17 protein-coding genes are annotated in these 16851 nt (G+C 73.5%); 13 read left to right on the forward strand and 4 right to left on the reverse strand.

Going from position 1 to position 16851, the window contains the following annotated elements; all coding sequences use genetic code 11:
• Positions 1-7: 7 nt before the first annotated feature.
• Together ACFPL3_RS23705 and ACFPL3_RS23710 are read right to left on the reverse strand one after the other, a co-directional pair.
• Complete coding sequence (locus tag ACFPL3_RS23705) at positions 8-709, reverse strand: response regulator (RefSeq protein ID WP_343946063.1); 702 nt, start codon at positions 707-709, stop codon at positions 8-10.
• Positions 706-2280 (reverse strand): sensor histidine kinase, encoded by a 1575-nt coding sequence (locus ACFPL3_RS23710; protein ID WP_343946062.1) that lies wholly within the window; start codon positions 2278-2280, stop codon positions 706-708. The genes ACFPL3_RS23705 and ACFPL3_RS23710 overlap by 4 nt, the downstream gene beginning before the upstream one ends.
• A gap of 136 nt (positions 2281-2416) precedes the next feature.
• Here ACFPL3_RS23710 and ACFPL3_RS23715 point away from each other — a divergent pair, with 136 nt between their 5' ends.
• Positions 2417-3754: a cation:dicarboxylate symporter family transporter gene (locus ACFPL3_RS23715; protein WP_343946061.1), complete on the forward strand. Its 1338-nt coding sequence runs from the start codon at positions 2417-2419 to the stop codon at positions 3752-3754.
• A gap of 140 nt (positions 3755-3894) precedes the next feature.
• On the opposite strand, the gene ACFPL3_RS23720 is transcribed toward ACFPL3_RS23715, so the two are convergent.
• Positions 3895-4197, reverse strand: coding sequence for a hypothetical protein (locus ACFPL3_RS23720; protein ID WP_343946060.1), 303 nt, complete (start codon positions 4195-4197; stop codon positions 3895-3897).
• A gap of 190 nt (positions 4198-4387) precedes the next feature.
• Between ACFPL3_RS23720 and ACFPL3_RS23725 the strand changes: the two genes are divergently transcribed.
• From ACFPL3_RS23725 to ACFPL3_RS23750, 6 genes are all read left to right on the forward strand, one after another.
• Positions 4388-5278 (forward strand): SMP-30/gluconolactonase/LRE family protein, encoded by an 891-nt coding sequence (locus ACFPL3_RS23725; protein ID WP_343946059.1) that lies wholly within the window; start codon positions 4388-4390, stop codon positions 5276-5278.
• Between the two features lie 142 nt (positions 5279-5420).
• Positions 5421-5732, forward strand: a complete 312-nt coding sequence (mihF, locus tag ACFPL3_RS23730; RefSeq protein ID WP_343946058.1) for an integration host factor, actinobacterial type — start codon at positions 5421-5423, stop codon at positions 5730-5732.
• Between the two features lie 123 nt (positions 5733-5855).
• Entirely contained in the window at positions 5856-6731 is an 876-nt protein-coding gene (locus tag ACFPL3_RS23735; RefSeq protein ID WP_343946057.1) for an alpha/beta fold hydrolase, read from the forward strand.
• A gap of 92 nt (positions 6732-6823) precedes the next feature.
• Positions 6824-6997 (forward strand): hypothetical protein, encoded by a 174-nt coding sequence (locus ACFPL3_RS23740; RefSeq protein WP_343946056.1) that lies wholly within the window; start codon positions 6824-6826, stop codon positions 6995-6997.
• A 354-nt stretch (positions 6998-7351) separates the two neighbouring features.
• On the forward strand, positions 7352-8239 hold the full coding sequence (locus ACFPL3_RS23745) for a ParA family protein (RefSeq protein WP_343946055.1): 888 nt from the start codon (positions 7352-7354) through the stop codon (positions 8237-8239).
• A complete protein-coding gene (locus tag ACFPL3_RS23750; protein WP_343946054.1) occupies positions 8236-8697 on the forward strand; it encodes a hypothetical protein in 462 nt (153 codons plus the stop codon). The genes ACFPL3_RS23745 and ACFPL3_RS23750 overlap by 4 nt, the downstream gene beginning before the upstream one ends.
• A 32-nt stretch (positions 8698-8729) precedes the next feature.
• On the opposite strand, the gene ACFPL3_RS23755 is transcribed toward ACFPL3_RS23750, so the two are convergent.
• Positions 8730-9953 (reverse strand): TMEM165/GDT1 family protein, encoded by a 1224-nt coding sequence (locus ACFPL3_RS23755; RefSeq protein WP_343946053.1) that lies wholly within the window; start codon positions 9951-9953, stop codon positions 8730-8732.
• A gap of 145 nt (positions 9954-10098) precedes the next feature.
• On the opposite strand from ACFPL3_RS23755, the gene ACFPL3_RS23760 reads away from it, so the two are divergent.
• The 6 genes from ACFPL3_RS23760 (at position 10099) to ACFPL3_RS23785 (ending at position 16834) form a co-directional block, all read left to right on the forward strand.
• Positions 10099-10821 carry a GntR family transcriptional regulator gene (locus ACFPL3_RS23760; RefSeq protein ID WP_343946052.1) on the forward strand — a complete coding sequence of 241 codons (723 nt, stop codon included), beginning with the start codon at positions 10099-10101 and terminating at the stop codon, positions 10819-10821.
• 126 nt (positions 10822-10947) lie between these two features.
• Positions 10948-12243, forward strand: a complete 1296-nt coding sequence (locus ACFPL3_RS23765; RefSeq protein WP_343946051.1) for a sugar ABC transporter substrate-binding protein — start codon at positions 10948-10950, stop codon at positions 12241-12243.
• The gene (locus ACFPL3_RS23770) at positions 12240-13199 is read left to right on the forward strand and encodes a carbohydrate ABC transporter permease (protein WP_343946050.1); all 960 of its coding nucleotides are present in this window, start codon (positions 12240-12242) and stop codon (positions 13197-13199) included. The genes ACFPL3_RS23765 and ACFPL3_RS23770 overlap by 4 nt, the downstream gene beginning before the upstream one ends.
• Complete coding sequence (locus ACFPL3_RS23775) at positions 13196-14005, forward strand: carbohydrate ABC transporter permease (RefSeq protein WP_343946049.1); 810 nt, start codon at positions 13196-13198, stop codon at positions 14003-14005. Before ACFPL3_RS23770 ends, ACFPL3_RS23775 begins: the two co-directional genes overlap by 4 nt.
• The gene (locus ACFPL3_RS23780; RefSeq protein ID WP_379589654.1) at positions 14002-15510 is read left to right on the forward strand and encodes a glycoside hydrolase family 3 N-terminal domain-containing protein; all 1509 of its coding nucleotides are present in this window, start codon (positions 14002-14004) and stop codon (positions 15508-15510) included. Before ACFPL3_RS23775 ends, ACFPL3_RS23780 begins: the two co-directional genes overlap by 4 nt.
• Positions 15458-16834, forward strand: a complete 1377-nt coding sequence (locus ACFPL3_RS23785) for a S1C family serine protease (protein ID WP_343945907.1) — start codon at positions 15458-15460, stop codon at positions 16832-16834. Before ACFPL3_RS23780 ends, ACFPL3_RS23785 begins: the two co-directional genes overlap by 53 nt.
• Positions 16835-16851: the final 17 nt, after the last annotated feature.

Below are 16851 nucleotides of genomic sequence, written 5' to 3' on the forward strand. Positions count from 1 at the left end.
CGGGCGGTCAGCCGCCCTCTCCCGACCCCGTGGCGCCCCGGGGCCGCCAGCGGTACTCCGCCTGCGGCCGCCCGGTGGGGCCGTAGCGGGCGGTCCGCTCGGCGAGCCCGGTCTCCACGAGGTACTCGAGGTAGCGCCGGGCCGTCACCCGCGACGCCCCGACGGCCTCGGCCACCTCGGCGGCGGTGCGTGCGCCGGTGCGCTCGAGCACCGCGCGCACGGCGTCGAGCGACTCCCGGCTCACGCCCTTGGGCAGCCCGCCCGCCTCCACCGGTGCGCGCAGACGGCCGAAGAGGTCGTCGACGTCGTCCTGGGCCAGCACGGGCCCGGCGCCGAGCCGTTCTCGGTACTCCAGGTATCCGGCGAGCTTGCGGCGCACCGCACTGAACGTGAACGGCTTCACCAGGTACTGCGTGGCGCCGAGCGCCACGGCGGCCTGCACGACCGCCACGTCCCGCGCGCGCGTCACCATGATCACGTCGGTGGTGTGGCCCGCGGCCCGCATCCGCCGCAGCACCTCGAGACCGGTCGTGTCGGGGAGGTGGACGTCCAGCAGCACCAGGTCCACGGGGGTGGCGGCCAGCACGCGCAGGGCGTCGGCGCCCGAGCCGGCGCTGCCGGCCACCGTGAAGCCCTCCACCCGCTCGATGTAGCTGGCGTGCGCGGCGGCGGCCACCGGGTCGTCCTCGACGACGAGGGTGCGGATCACGCCCGCACCAGCGGCAGCCGCACCGAGAACTCCGCCTTGCCCGTGAGGCGCACCGCCCCGCCGTGGCGCTGGGCCGCCCGGCGCACCAGCGCGAGCCCCAAGCCCCGCCCCATGCCGTCACCGGCCTTGGTGCTGAAACCGCGCTCGAAGGCGCGCTCGGCGTGCTCCGGTGCGATGCCGGGGCCGCTGTCGCTGACGCGCAGCTCCACCGCGTCGTCGTCGACGCCCGCGCCGAACCGCACCCAGCGGGGCGGCTCGCCCTCCTGCGCCGCGTCGATCGCGTTGTCGAGCAGGTTCCCGACGATGGTGACGAGGTCGCGCGGGTCGGCCAGGCCCGCGGGCAGGTGGGCGCCGTCGGCCAGCTCCAGCTCCACACCCCGCTCGGCCGCCGCGGCCGCCTTCCCCACCACCAGCGCCGCCACCTCGGGCACCGCGATCCCCGACACGACGGCGTCGGTGAGGTGCTGGGCGGTCTCCAGTTCCGAGGTGGCGAAGGCCAGCGCCTCGTCGGCGCGCCCGAGCTCGATCAGCGAGATCACCGTGTGCAGCTGGTTGGCCGCCTCGTGGGCCTGCGCGTGCAGGGAGTCAGCGAACCCGCGCACCGTCTGCAGCTCGCTGACCAGCTGCTGCAGCTCGGTGTGGTCCCGCAGGGTGACCACCGTGCCGAGGTGGCGGCCCGCCCAGCGGGCGGCCCCCTGGCTCACCACCACGATCCGGTCGGCCGTCAGGTGGATCTCGTCGTCACGCGCCCGGCCCTCCGCCAGGGTCGCACCCAGCGGGGCGGGCAGGCCGATCTCGTCCACGCGGCGCCCGTTGACGTCGGGTGGGAGCGCCAGCAGCCTGCGGGCCTCATCGTTCACCAGCTGCACGCGCGCGTCCCGGTCGAGCAGCAGCAGGCCCTCGCGCACGGCGTGCAGCACCGCGTCGTAGTACTCGTACATCCGCGCCAGCTCCGCGGGCCCCAGGTCGTGGGTGGAGCGCCGCAGCCAGCGGCTCACCAGCCACGACCCGGAGGCGGCCAGCAGCAGCGCCACCGCCACCGCGGCGAGCACCACGGGCACCTGCCGTTCCAGGTCGCGGGCCACGGCCGTGATCGAACGCCCCACGGACACGAGCGCCACCACCCGCCCGCCGTCCACAACGGGCACGACGGCGCGCACCGACGGGCCGAGCGTGCCGGTGTAGGTCTCGGTGAACCCGGTCTCCCCCGCCGCGGCGGGCCCGATCGTGCCGACGAACCGGCGGCCGATCTCGGCGGGCGTGGGGTGGGTCCAGCGGATCCCGTCAGGGGTCATCACCACCACGAAGTCGGTGGCGGTGTCCGCGCGCACCCGCTCGGCGAGCGGCTGCAGCACCGCGGTGGGGTCGTGCTGGTCGAGCGCTGCGAGCACCTCGGGGGACGCGGCGAGCGTGTGGGCGATGCCGAGCATCTCCTCGGCGGTGGCGGTGCTCTCGGCCTCGCGCAGCTGCAACCAGCTGGCCAGCGCCAGCCCGATCAGCACGACGCCCGCGATCGCGGCCTGCAGCGCGAACAGCTGCCGGGCGAGGCTCCATCCGCCTGCGCGCGCCATCCGCGGCTCCTCGCGTCGTACGAAATGAACAGAAGGCCGACGATAACCAGCCCGCGCCCCATGCTCGCCGCACCACTGGCAATCGCCCCTTGCAGGCGCCATTGCCAATCGCCACTGTCGTCGGTCGGAGGAACCCGTGACGCGAAGCAGCGCACCAGTTCGGCGGGATCGCACCCACTACCTCTACGTCGCGGTCATCGTGGCGGTGATCGCAGGCGTCGTGGTCGGCCTGGTGGCCCCGAGCGTCGGCGAGGCGCTCAAGCCGGTCGGCACCGCGTTCGTCAACCTGATCAAGATGATGATCTCCCCGGTCATCTTCTGCACGATCGTGCTCGGCATCGGGTCCATCCGGCAGGCGGCCAAGGTGGGCCGTGTCGGCGGCCTGGCCCTCGGCTACTTCCTCGCGATGTCGACGGTCGCGCTGGTCATCGGCCTGGTCGTGGGCAACATCGTGCAGCCGGGCCTCGGCATGCAGCTGGGCGGCCTCGATGCCTACGAGGCCCCGGAGGGCGAGTCCACCTCCGAGTTCCTGATGGGCATCATCCCGACCACCCTGTTCTCGCCCCTCGTCGGCGACAGCGTGCTGTCCACCCTCTTCGTGGCGCTGCTGGTCGGGTTCGCGGTGCAGGCGCTCGGCCGCTCCGGCGAGCCGATCCTGCGTGGCGTGAAGCACGTGGAGCGGCTCGTCTTCCGGGTGCTCGCGATGATCATGTGGGTGGCCCCGGTGGGCGCGTTCGGCGCCATCGCCGCGGTGGTGGGCGAGACCGGCTGGTCGGCGATCGTGGCCCTGTTCCAGGTGATGCTCGGCTTCTACGTGACGTGCCTGCTGTTCGTGTTCGTGGTGCTGGGCCTGATGCTGCGGTTCGCCGCCGGCATCAACATCTTCTCGCTCCTGCGCTACCTCGGCCGCGAGTTCCTGCTGATCGTGTCGACCTCGTCGTCGGAGTCGGCGCTCCCGCGCCTCATCGCGAAGATGGAGCACGTCGGCATCTCGCGCCCGGTCGTCGGCATCACGGTGCCCACCGGCTACTCCTTCAACCTGGACGGCACCGCGATCTACCTGACGATGGCGTCGCTGTTCATCGCCGACGCCATGGGCAGGCCGCTCGCGATCGGCGAGCAGATCTCCCTGCTCCTGTTCATGATCATCGCGTCGAAGGGCGCCGCCGGTGTCACCGGTGCCGGGCTCGCCACGCTCGCGGGCGGCCTCGCCTCACACCGCCCCGACCTCGTCGACGGCGTCGGCATCATCGTCGGCATCGACCGGTTCATGTCCGAGGCCCGCGCCGTCACCAACTTCGCGGGCAACGCCGTCGCCACCGTGCTGATCGGGCACTGGGTGGGCGAGTTCGACCGCGAGAAGGCCGCCCGCGTGCTGAGCGGGGCCAACCCCTTCGACGAAGCCACGATGCTCGACGACGCGCCCGACGAGCCCGCCACCCCCGAGCCGGAGAAGGCCGCCACCAGCGCCTGATCCCCGGCGACGAACGGCACCCCCACACGATCGGGGGTGCCGTTCGCCCGTCCCACCGCCGCGCTCACCGCCCCTCCCGGTCACCCGGTGTCGCGGCGCCGCGCGACGGCGGGCGAGCTCGTCGGGTGCGATCTCCGTGGTCACGGCCGCTCCCCCTCGATCCACCAGTCGGCGTCGGCCGGGGCGTTGGCCCTGGTCGCGAGCCTGCGGGCGATCTGAGCCAGCAGCAGCACCGCGCCGCCCGCAGCCACCAGCCCGCCCACCGGCGCCACCGTCGGCCCGTTGCGGGCGGACGACGCGGCGCCCTCGCGCCGCTTGCGCACCAGCTCCTCGTAGCTGCCGTTGTTGCTCGCGTCCGTGCTGATGCAGGTGTCGCCCGGCCCCATCACCTCGCCGTCGCAGATGATGGGGTCCGACGGTCGAACCGCGCGCCGTTCATCCACAGCCCGATCGCCAGCACCGCCGGCCCCGTGACGAGGGCGCTCAGCGCGATCGACACCGCCCCTTGCGTGCTCATGGTGGCCCCCTTCGTGGAGTTCCCGTCGGGGCGGACGACCGCCCGCGCGGTCGAACGGTTGGGCGATCCGGGCAACGTGAGACAGCTCACACCTCCTCGATTGGTCTACTGGGCCCATGACTCGAGAGATCACCGCAGAGCAGGCCACCGCCGCCGTCGCACACCACGGGGAGGGGCCGGTCTGGGACGCGAGCAGCCGGGTGCTCGCGTCCGTCGACATGCTCCGCGGGGACCTGCTCACCATCGGCCTGCCGCACGCGGGACCGGAGCCCGCCGAGGTGCGCCGCCGCCACGTGGGCGACGTGCTCGCGGCGCTGCGCCCCCGCGCCCGGGGCGGCTGGGTGGTTGCGCTCGAGCGCGGGTTCGGGTTGCTCGACGAGCCCGGCTCTGCGAACGGCACGGGCCCGGCCCGCCCGCTCGGCGAGCTGTGGTCGGACCCGGGCATCCGGATGAACGACGGGGGCTGCGACCCGGCGGGCGCATTCTGGTGCGGCTCGATGGCCTACGACGCCGCGAGCGGCCGCGGCAGCCTGTTTCGCCTGGCCACGGACGGTTCGGTCGCCACGATGCTGACCGGGATCACGATCTCCAACGGCCTGTGCTGGGTCCCGGACGGCTCCCGCGCCTACTACGTCGACACCCCCACGGGCCGCATCGACGTGCTCGCCGTCGACCTCGACGCGCCCGCCGTGATCGGCCGTGAGCCCTTCACCGAGGTCGCGGGCGGCGCGCCGGACGGGCTCACCGTCGACGCCGAGGGCGGCGTCTGGGTTGCCCTCTGGGGCGGCTCCGCGGTGCACCGCTACACCCCGGACGGCGTGCTCGACACGGTCGTCCGCGTGCCCACGACCCACCCCACCGCCTGCGCCTTCGCCGGCCCCGATCTGGACGAGTTGTGGATCACCACATCCCAGCAGGGGACGGGCGTGACCGATGGCCGCGCAGGCGCCCTGTACCGCTGTCGACCGGGCGTCCGAGGGCTCGAACCGCTCCCCTACCTCGGTTAGACCACCCCCGACCGGGGCAGACCATTCGGCGCGGACCGGGGGGCGCCTGCGTGGCGCTCCAGGGTTCTGTCACCCTTGACGGCCAAGATGACCTGCGCACATCCCGTCAGGGGGTGGACGCACGGAGAGGAGAGAAGTCGACATGGCACTGCCCACGCTCACTCCGGAGCAGCGCGCCGAGGCCCTCAAGAAGGCTGCGGCCGCCCGCACCGCTCGCAAGGAGCTCCGCGACGCGATCGCCCGCGGCGAGCAGACGATCCCCGCGGTTCTCGACCGCGCCAAGACCGACCAGGTGGTCGGCAAGACGAAGGTCGCCGACCTGCTCAAGAGCCTGCCCGGCTACGGCCCCGCCAAGGTCTCGCAGCTGCTGGAGCAGACCGGGATCGACGCGTCCCGCCGCGCCGCCGGCCTGGGCGAGCGCCAGCGCCAGGCGCTGATCGACGCGCTCAAGTGACACCCGCCGCCCGGTGCCCGGCCTAGACCCGATCTAGTGTCCGGGCCCGGGCGGGGTGGCGCCCACCACGTGGGCGGCCCCCGAGATCGACAGGGACGGCCGTCGACGGGCAGGCTGCACGCCGTGGAACGCTTCGTCGACGTCGCACCCGGGGTCCGGCTGTGGGCCGAGGACATGGGACCCGCCGGGCCGCACCCGGGCGAGCCCCTGCTGTTGGTGATGGGCGCCAATTCCTCGGGCGTCGTCTGGCCGGACGCACTCGTCGCCCAGCTCGCCGAACACCACCGCGTCATCCGCTACGACCACCGCGACACGGGCCGGTCCACCGCCTCGTTCGAGGACGACCCGTACCACCTCGCCGACCTCGCCGCCGACGCGCTCGCGGTGCTGGACGCGTTCGACGTCCCGCGAGCCCACGTCGTCGGGATGTCGATGGGCGGGCTGCTCGCGCAGCTGCTGCTGCTCGACCACCCCGAGCGCATCGTCACCGCCACGCTCTTCTGCACCGGCCCACTGCCGTTCACCGAGCCGCAGGCCGCTCCCCCGCCGCCCGGGCCCGACCCCGCCCTGCTGCGGCTGTGGGCCGAGATGGACGATCCGCGCGACGCCGCGGGCGAGATCGCGTGGCGGGTGGAGCACTGGCGGCTGCTCAACGGTTCCGGCACCCCGTTCGACCCGGCCGAGTTCCGCGCCGTGGAGGAGCGGGTCATCGCCCACACCGGCCGACAGGACCCGGCGGTGGCGCACGCCCGGATGGACTCCGACGGCATCGAGCGCGGCGCCGAACTGGCCGGCGTCACCGTCCCGACGCTCGTGATCGAGGCGCCGGAGGATCCGGCCTTCCCGCCACCGAACTCCGGCGTCCTGGCCCGCTCGCTCGGCCACGGCAGGCTCGTGCGGATCCCGGGGATGGGACACGCGATCAACCGCACCGTGATCCCGCCGCTGGCCGCCGCGATCCTCACCCAGACCACGGGGGCGACCACCGCCCGCGTGTGAGGACCGGCACGGGCTCGCCCCCGCTCGGGTGGTGTGAGCGGTCGCCTGGTGGGGCACACTCGGCGGGCACCTTCAGACGACGGAGGGACAGCATGGGCATCGAGGACCCGGACGCCGACGTGGTCGAGCAGCTCCAGAGCGCCGACGACACCGACGACACCGACGAGCCCGCGGCCGAGCCGCAGGACCTGCCGTCCGAGGCCGATCCGGCCGACGTCGTCGAGCAGCGGCTCGCCGTTCCCACCGATGACGACTACGACCGCTGAGGCCTACCGCCGAACAGGTGACGCTCAACAGCGTGATCTCAGCGCAGCGTCATGACGCAGCGCTGATTGCTCACCCGATCGGGTGATCCTTTCCGGACCGCAAACGAGTGGTGTGGCGCTCGCGGGCCACGGCGGCACCGATGCCTGCGATCACCGCAGGTCAACGGCCTGCGTGATCCACTCCGGCGAGGCCCCCCGGTGCTCGCCACCACATGGGCCGCCCTAGAGTCTGGCACCTCGGCCAATGCGCCGATGCCACCGGATGGAGCAGCAACCAAGGGCCGCTTGGCCTAAGTGCAGTAATCCTCCAGGCGTATGGCATCGTTCGCGCGGCGTGCTGCGGGAGGAGATCGGGTGAAGGTCGTCGCCGTCATCAACCACAAGGGAGGGGTGGGCAAGACCACCCTCACCGCCAACCTCGGCGCCGGGTTCGCGGCCCGAGGACAGAAAGTTCTGCTCATCGACCTGGACGGACAGGCCAGTCTCACGATCTCGTTCTTCACGCAGAGCGAGTGGACGGCCGAACTCCTGCCGGAGAAGACGATCAAGCAGTGGTTCGACCGGATCGGGAGTGACAACGCCGAGAGCCCGGCGAAGCTCGTCTCGACGCCCCCGCGCGTCATGGACAAGCTCGCCCGCGGCACCGGCCGCCTGGACCTGATCGCCGCCCACCGCGATCTCACGGACGTGGAGACCAACCTCGCCGCCGACCTGCTCACCGACCCGAGCCGCTTCGGCGAGCTGCACGGCAGCCTGCGCGAGATGCTCGGCCACGAGGACTTCGCCGACTACGACACGGTCCTCATCGACTGCGCCCCGAACTTCGGGCTCATCGCCAAGAACGCCGTCGCCGCCAGCGACCTGCTGCTGATCCCGACGAAGCCCGATTACCTGTCCACCAACGGCATCGACTCCCTCGGGCTGAAGATCCGCTCGTTCGTCGAGGAGTACAACGAGCACTCGGCCGTGCCGGTCGAGCGGCCCGCCGCCTCGGTGGTGTTCACGATGGTGCAGAACCAGAACGGCAGCCCCATCGAGGCGCAGCGCAGCGTGATCAGCCGGATCGAGGCCCGCGAGGTGCCCACCTTCGCCACCACCATCCGCGACAGCAAGGCCGTCTACGGCCCGGCCCCCGAGCACGGCGTGCCGGTGATCCTCGGCGGCACCGGGCGGGCGGCCACCCGCGAACTGCGCGACATGGTCTCCGAACTGTCCGGCCGACTGGAGAGGATCGCCGCGTGACGGCTATCGACCCGATCGACATCAGCTCGCTCCCCAGCTCCCCGCTCCCCGCTCAGCCGCTCGCGGTGGCCCTGCAGAAGGCCGTCGCACTGCTCGAGTCGCTCAGCCGCGAGCAGCTCGAGGACATCGCCTCCGGCGAGGGCACCCTCGTCTACCAGCCCTCGCCCGCGCGCACCGTGCGCCGCCGCGAGGTCGCTCCCCGGCCGTCCAACGTCGACATCGAGGGCGCGGTCGCCGACATCAACCGGCTCGCCACCCCCGGCGAGGTGTCCGACTACCTGCAGAGCCGCAGCGAGTTCACCGTGCCGGTGCTGAAGGAGATCGCCCGGGCCCTCGGCCCCACGGTCAACAGCACCGGCCGCACGAAGACCCAGCTGCGCCGCGACATCGTGGAGGGCACCGCCGGCTTCCGGGTGCGCTCCGCGGCCATGTCCGGTGGCGCCTGGGCCAAGCCCTGAGGCCCGGGCCCTGACCGTTCAGGACTGACCGTTCAGGAGCGCGCCGACGTGAGCCTGGGCAGGTAGCGACCGGTCCGGGCCGCGTAGGCCACGTACTCGTCGCCGTGCAGCTGGGCCAGCATCGGTTCCCGCACCGCGCGCACCTGGATCCGCACCGAGACGACCAGCAGCACGGCCGCCAGCACGCCCACCAGCGTCGGCACCATCACCAGCACGCCGGCGGTGGCCAGCACGATGCCGGTGAGCCCGGGGTTGCGCATCCGGGACCGCAGCCCGGTGCGCGCGAGCACCGGGTCGGGGCCGCCCGCGCGGCGCAGCTCGAGTTGCGAGGCGAGCACCAGCACCACTCCGAGCAGGGCGAGTCCGGCCCCGATCACCACGAGGCCGGGGTCGTCGAACACCGTGATCGGGTCGATGACGTCGGCGCCCACGAGCAGCGGGGCCACCAGGCCGAGCACCGTGGCGGTGCCGTACAGCAGGTTCCCCCACCAGGCGGGCGAGCCGGGCACGCGCGCCGCCCGGCCCATCTCGCGACGCGCGGGCGAGGCGCGCAGCAGACGCCGCCCGCCGACCGCGCCCAGCAGCGCGACGAGGGCGGCCATCCCGAGCGCCAGCCAGCCCGCGGTGTGGTGGTCCAGCACGTCGCCGACCGCAGCCCACGCCGGGCGGCCGGTCAGCTCGCCCGCAGCCTCCACCACGAGCGACCCGCCGAACAGGAAGAACAGCACGGCGGCGCCGACCTGCACGGTGCGCTCGGGCAGCAGCCGCCCCAGCTTCCGCCCCACCACGATCGCCAGCGCGTCGGCGGCCACCATGCCGAGCGTGGAGCCGACCCACACCCCGAACCAGCCGTACTGCGTGGCCAGGGTGATGGTGGCGAGCATCGTCTTGTCACCGAGCTCGGCGAGGAAGAACGCCACCGACGAGGTGAGCACGGCGGAGCCGGTGGCCCGTTCGGCCTTGGCCCGCTCGGCCGGGGTCAGGCGGTCGCCGCGCAGCGTCCACGCCCCGAATCCGATGAACGCGACGGCGGCCACCAGCGCGATCCACCCGGTGGGGACTGCGGAGCCCAGGCCGTGCCCCACGGCCACCGACAGCAGGTGCACCGCCGTGGTGGCGAGGGTGATGCCGACGAGCACCGGCAGGGCCCGGTAACGCGTGGCGAAGGCCAGCGCCATCAACTGCGACTTGTCGCCGAGCTCCGCGACGAACACCACGCCGAAGCTCACGGCGAACGCGATCAGGAATCCGTTCATGTCGCCGTCGACGCTAGGTCGCCGCGGCGCCGCGGCTGAACTGCAAAATTCGGTTAGCGTGGGCTAACCACCCCGGTCGAGAGCGCTAACCCGGCGCCGTCGCCGGGGGTTCACGTCCCGGGGAGCCCTGGTGTACCAATGGGCTATGAGCGCTCCGCCCACGGAGACCGACAAGCAGCGGCGCCTGCGCGCGCGCCTCGCCGAGCTGATCGCTGCGATGTCGCCCGGCGAGCCGCTCCCCGCCGAGCGCGACCTCGCCCGCGAGCTGGGCGTGGCCCGCATGACGCTGCGCCGGGCCGTCGACGGGCTCGTCGCCGATTCCGTGCTCGTGCGCAGGCAGGGCGCAGGCACGTTCGTGGCGCCCGCGAAGGTGGCCCACCGCCTCGCCGCCAACTCCTTCTCCGCCGACATGCGCTCGCGCGGCCTGCGCCCGGGCAGCCGCACCCTGCGCTCCGGCGAGGCCCCGGCGGGCGTCGTGCTAGCCGCGCTGCTCGAGGTGCCTGCCGGCACCCCGGTGCTGCACGTGCGCCGGCTCCGCCTGGCCGACGACGAGCCCATGGCCGTGGAGGACCTGCACGTCCCGGCCGACCTCGTGCCCGGGCTCACCGGCGCCGACCTGGAGGACCGCTCTTACTACGAGGTGCTCGCCGAGCGCTACGGCCACCGGATCGCCTCCGGCCTCCAGACCGCCGAAGCCGCCCTGACCAGCGCCGAGGACGCCGCCGTGCTCGGCGTCGAGGCCGGATCGCCGTCGTTCTGCTTCGAGCGCACCTCGCGGGTGGACGGCGGGCGGGTGGCCGAGTTCGTGCGGTCGGTCTACCGCGGCGACCGCTACCGGATCATGGCGGACATCTTCCCGAGTGCGTGACCGCAGCCGCGGCCTCACCCAACCGTTACCGGTCGTCACTTGACGTCACCGGGGTGACGCGCACTACAGTCCCGGGCATTTAGACCTCTGGTCTCAAATGCCGTCGGAGGGAAGCCCATGTGGTCGATGCCCGGATCCCGATCGGTGCGGCGCACCGTCGCCCTCGCCGCGGCAGCGGCCCTGGCCCTCGCGGGCTGCGGCAGCCAGTCCGGCGACGACGCCGGAGCCGGGGGTGACCGCACCCTGACGGTCTGGATCATGGAGGGCACCAACCCGGACAGCCAGCCGTTCTTCGACGAGCTCTCCGCGGCGTTCCAGCAGCGCACCGGCGCGGCGCTCGACGTCCAGTTCATGCAGTGGGGTGCCGCGAAGGACCGCTTCACCACCGCGATCGCGGGCGGCACCACGCCGGACGTGGCGGAGGTCGGCACCACCTGGGTCGGGGAGTTCGGCGACTCGGGCGCGCTGGTCGATCTCGGCCCCCGTGTGCAGGAGGCGGGCCTGATCGACAGCTTCCTGCCCGGGCTGGTCGAGGCCGGCACCCTCGACGGCGCCCTCTACGGCATGCCCTGGTACGCCGGGGTGCGCTCGGTCGTCTACCGCACCGACGTGTTCGCCGAGCTGGGGCTGCAGCCGCCTACCACCTGGGACGAGCTGGTGGCCGTGGGCCGGCGCATCAAGGAGGCGCGACCGGACCTGCTGCCGCTGCCCATCGCGGGGGACAACGAGTTCATCGTCTACCCCTTCCTGTGGGGTGCGGGCGGCGAGATCGCCACGAAGAACGGCGAGACCTGGACCAGCGGCGTCGACTCCCCGCAGTCCCGCGCGGGCATCCAGTTCTACGCCGACCTGGCGCTGGAGCACGGGTTCTCCACCCCGGCCGCCGCCACCTGGCGCGAGACCGACCTGCGCGACTCCTTCACCAAGGGCCAGTCCGCGATGATCTTCTCCGGCAGCTGGACGCCCAAGGCGATCCTCGAGGCGGCCCCGGACCTGGAGGGCAAGATCGGCGTCTTCCCGCTGCCCGGCCCGAACGTCGGGCTCGCCCCGACGGTGGTGGGCGGCTCGGTGCTCTCGGTCTTCGAGACCGCGCAGGACCAGGACCTGGCGTGGCAGCTCGTCGAGATGATGAGCACCGGTGAGTTCGCGGCCAAGTGGGCCGAGGAGTCCAGCTACTTCCCGGGCACGCGGGAGCTGATGGACGAGGCCGTGCAGTCGCCCGACCCGCTCGTGGCACCGTTCGCGCAGCAGATGGCCGAGGCCGGGCGCAGCGTGCCGGTCACCCCGGAGTTCGGCCAGATCCAGGGCAAGAAGACGATCGCGGCGATGATGCGCTCCATCCTCACCGGGGAGGCCACCGTGGAGCAGGCCACCGCCACCGCGGCGGCGGAGATGAACGAGATCTTCGCCAGCGGCGCATGACGGTCGCCGAGCGCACCGAGGCCGGGCGGGCCGCGGCCCCGCCCGCGCCCGGTCCCCGCTCCCGCGGGCCCCGCACCGCCCGGCCCTGGCTGCTGCTCGCGCCCGCCCTGCTGGTGATGGGCGGCCTGCTGCTCTACCCGCTCTTCCGGGTGCTGGTGCTCTCGCTGCAGGACTTCGGGCTGCGCGAGCTCGTGTCGGGCCGCACCGCCTGGGTGGGCCTGGACAACTACGTGGAGCTGCTCGGCAACGCGGACCTGTGGACCACCGTGCTGCCCAACACCGTGGTGTTCGCCGTGGTCGCGGTGGCCGCCACCGTGGTGTTCGGCACGCTCGTGGCGCTGCTGCTGGCCCGGCTCACGCCCGTGGTCCGCGGCGTCGTCACCACCGCGATCATGGTGGCGTGGGCGATGCCCGCGGTCACGGGCACCTACGTGTGGGTGTTCGCGTTCACCCCGGGCGACGGGGTCGTGGTGCAGGCGCTCGGCGCGCTCGGCCTCGTCGACGCCGCCACCGCCAACCCGTTCGCGGGGCGCCTGTCGTTCTTCGCGGTGGCCGCGCTCAACGTGGTGCACCACGGGTTCCCGTTCGTCGCGCTCACGGTGCTCGCCGGGCTGATGACGATCCCGCGGGAGCTCACCGAGGCCGCGATCGTGGACGGGGCGGGCGCGTGGCGCCGGTTCCGGTCGGTGACGTTCCCGATGCTGCGGCCGGTTTTCGCGGTGGTCACCGTGCTGTCGACGATCTGGGACTTCAAGGTCTTCACCCAGATCTACCTGATGCCCGGCGGCGACGGCGTCAACCGGGGCGTGCTGACGCTGGGCACCTGGTCGTACGTGGAGTCGTTCGCCCAGAACCGCTACGGGCTCGGCGCCGCCATCGCGGTGCTGCTCACCGCGCTGCTGCTGGTGGTCACGGTCGTCTACCTGCGGTTGCTGTTCCGGGAGGAGGAGCTGTGAGGGCCGCGGGCAAGTGGCTGGGCGTGGCAGGCGTGCTCCTGTTCACGCTGTTCCCGGTCTACCTCATGGTCGTCACGGCGCTGAACGGCGAGGCGAACGCCGGGTCGCGCACGCTGTGGCCCACCGAGTGGACGCTGCAGAACTTCGCCTACGTCGTCGGCGACGGCGGATTCGGGCGCTACCTGGCCAACTCGCTCGTCGTCGCGCTCGGCACCGTGCTCGCGGGTGCCGCGCTCGCGCTGCTCGCCGCGGTGGCCGTCTCCCGGTTCCGCTTCCGGTTCCGGACGTCCGTGCTGGTGATGGTGCTGATCATCCAGATGGTGCCGGTGGAGGCGCTGGTCATCCCGCTGTTCATCCAGGCGCGCACCCTGCAGATGCTCGACACGCTCGCCGGGCTCACCGTCGTCTACCTGGCGTTCTCGCTGCCGTTCGCGATCTGGACGCTGCGCGGGTTCGTCGCCGCGGTGCCCGTCGAACTGGAGGAGGCCGCCTACCTCGACGGGGCGTCCTGGGGCCGGATGTTCCGCTCGGTGCTGCTGCCGCTGGTGGCGCCGGGCCTGGTGGCCACGAGCGTCTTCTCGTTCATCGTGGCCTGGAACGAGTTCATCTTCGCGCTCACCTTCATGTCCGACGACCAGAACTACACCGTGGCCGTCGGGCTGCGCCGCTTCTTCGGCCAGCACGCCACCGACTGGGGCGCCGTGATGGCCGCGTCCACGCTGATCACGATCCCGGTGATGGTGTTCTTCGTGATCGCGCAGAAGCGCCTCACCGACGGGCTCGTCGCGGGCGCGGTCAAGGGGTGACCAGCGACGAGATGCTGGTCAACGGGGTGCTGCTGCCCGGCTTCACCGGCACGGGCGTGCCGGGCTGGCTGGCCCGCGCCGCCGACGAGGGCCTCGCGGGGGCCTGCCTCTTCGCGGGCAACGTCGGGCCCGGCCTGCCCGCACTGACCGCCGCCCTGCACGAGCACCGCGCCGGCTTCCTCGTCGCGTCCGACGAGGAGGGCGGTTCGGTCACGCGGCTGGACGGGCCGTGGCCGGGCGCCGCCGCGCTCGGCAGGCTCGACGACGAGGCCGTCACCGCCGCGGTGGCCGCCGCCATCGGCGCGCGCTGCCGTGACGCGGGCATCGACCTCGCGCTCGCGCCCGTGGCCGACGTCAACGCGGAACCGGACAACCCGGTGATCGGCATCAGGTCGTTCGGAGCCTGCCCGGAGCTCGTCTCCCGGCACACGGCGGCGTTCGTCCGCGGGATGCAGGGCGCGGGCACCGCGGCCACGGCCAAGCACTTCCCCGGCCACGGTTGCACCACCACCGACTCGCACCTGGCCCTGCCGGTGGTCGACGACGACGCCACCACGGTGCGGGCGCGGGACCTCCCGCCGTTTGCGGCGGCGGTCGCGGCCGGGGTGCGGTGCGTGCTCACCGCGCACGTGCGCTTCCCCGCGTTCGACGAGCGGCCGGCCACGATGAGCCCGCCGCTGCTGGCGCTGCTGCGCCGCGAGCTGGGCTTCGACGGCGTCGTGATCAGCGACGCGGTCGACATGGCCGCCGTCGCCGCCACCGTCGGGATGGGGCCGGGCGCCATCGCGGCCGTGGCCGCGGGCGTCGACCTGGTCTGCACCGGCAACCCGCAGAACGGCTACGACGACGAGACCGCCTACCGCGCGGTGCGCGACGCGCTGCTCGCCGCGCTCGCCGACGGCACCCTGCCCCGCGAGCGGCTCGCCGAGGCCGGGCACCGGGTCGCACAGCTCGCCGCGTGGGTGGCTGCCGCGCCGACCGGGCGGGGCGGGGTGGACGGCGCGCAGGTCGTGCGCCGGGTCAGCGAGGTGCGCGGCGACGTCCGCGTCGGGCCGGGCGCGCACGTCGTCGACCTGCGGAACGCGCGGAACATCGCCGACGGCCGTTCCGGCGAGCCCCGCGTGGCCGAGGCGCTGCGCCGCCGCGACCCCGCGGTGACGGCCGGCGCAGGCACGCCGGCCGGCCGTCCGCTGGTCGTGGTGGTGCGCGGCCCCTCCCCCGCGTTCGACGACCTGCGCGCCGCCCGCCCGGACGCCGTGGCCGTGCACGTGGGGCTCCCCGGGGCGTGGCGGCCCGCGGCGCCGTCTGTCACGCTGTGGGGCGACGGGCGCGTCCACGCCGAGGTCGCCGCGCAACTACTGGCCGGAATCGACTGGCCCGATCAGGGGTTTCGGCTGGTATTCCCAGGTGGTCCTCAGGGCCGCCTCAGAATTCGGGCGCATCGTCGTCGGTATGAGCGACGAGCAGAGGGAGCACGGCCGGGACGCGAGCGCCGCGACCGCTGACTCCCGCACCGCGCAGTACCCCCGTCCGTCGTACTCGGGCACTCCCGAGCCCGGTGCGGGCCCGCAGGGCCCCGCCGGTGGCTACCCGGGCGCGTTCGGCCCGCCCGCCGGTGCCGGCGGGTACTTCCCGCCGCCGGACCAGCCCCAGGGTCCCCCGACGGCCACCCTGCCGCCCCAGCCGCGCAAGCAGCGCGGCATGGCGGCGATCGTCGCCACCGCGGTCATCGCAGGCCTCGTCGGCGGCGGCGCCGGCTTCGGCGGCGCCTACGCCGTGCTCGGCGACCGGCCCGGCACCAGCCTCACCTCCGCACCCGCGGGCACCAACTCGCCCGGCGCCGCCCCCGGCTCGGTCTCCGCCGCCGCCCAGACGGTGCTGCCCAGCACCGTCGACATCCAGGCCCGGATGGGCCAGGGCGCGGCCGAGGGCAGCGGGGTCATCATCGGCGCCGACGGCGCCATCCTCACCAACAACCACGTCGTCGCGGGCGCCCAGGAGATCACGGTGACGCTCTCCGACGGCAGCGAGCACCCGGCCACCGTCGTCGGCACCTCCCCCAGCTACGACATCGCCGTGATCCGGATGCAGGGCGCCACCGGGCTCACCCCCGCCACCCTCGGCGACAGCTCCTCGCTGCAGGTCGGGCAGCCCGTTGTCGCCATCGGGTCGCCGCGCGGCCTCACCGGCACCGTCACCACCGGCATCGTGAGCGCCTTCAACCGCACCGTCACGGTGGAGGGCGAGGGCGGCCAGGCCGTCGTCTACAACGGCTTGCAGACCGACGCCCCCATCAACCAGGGCAACTCCGGCGGCCCACTGGTGAACCTCGACGGGCAGGTCGTCGGCATCAACTCGGCCATCGAGACCGCGGGCGGCCAGAACGCCGGCAGCATCGGCCTCGGCTTCGCGATCCCGATCGACCAGGCCCGCCGCGTCGCCCAGGAGATCCTGGACACCGGCACGGCCACCAAGCCCGTCCTCGGCGTGCAGGGCAGCATCGCCGCGCGCAGCGACGACGGCGCCCAGATCGCGGCCGTGCAGCCGGGCTCTCCCGCCGAGGCCGCGGGCCTGCAGGCCGGTGACGTGGTCACCAAGGTCGGTGACGCTCGGGTCAGCGACTTCGCCGACCTCATGGCCCGCGTGGGCGCCTACGCCCCCGGCGAGCGGGTGAGCCTGACGATCATGAACGGTGGCGCCGAGCGCACGGTCGAGGTCACGCTGGGCAGCCAGCCCGACGAGTCCGCCACCACCAGCCCCAGCGGTGGGCGTGGCGGAGGCGGCAACCCGTTCGGCGGAGGCCAGAACCCCTTCGGCGGTGGCAACTAGGGCCCGGCCCCGGAAGT

The organism is Pseudonocardia zijingensis (assembly GCF_042657305.1).
Classification (GTDB): Bacteria; Actinomycetota; Actinomycetes; order Mycobacteriales; family Pseudonocardiaceae; genus Pseudonocardia; species Pseudonocardia zijingensis.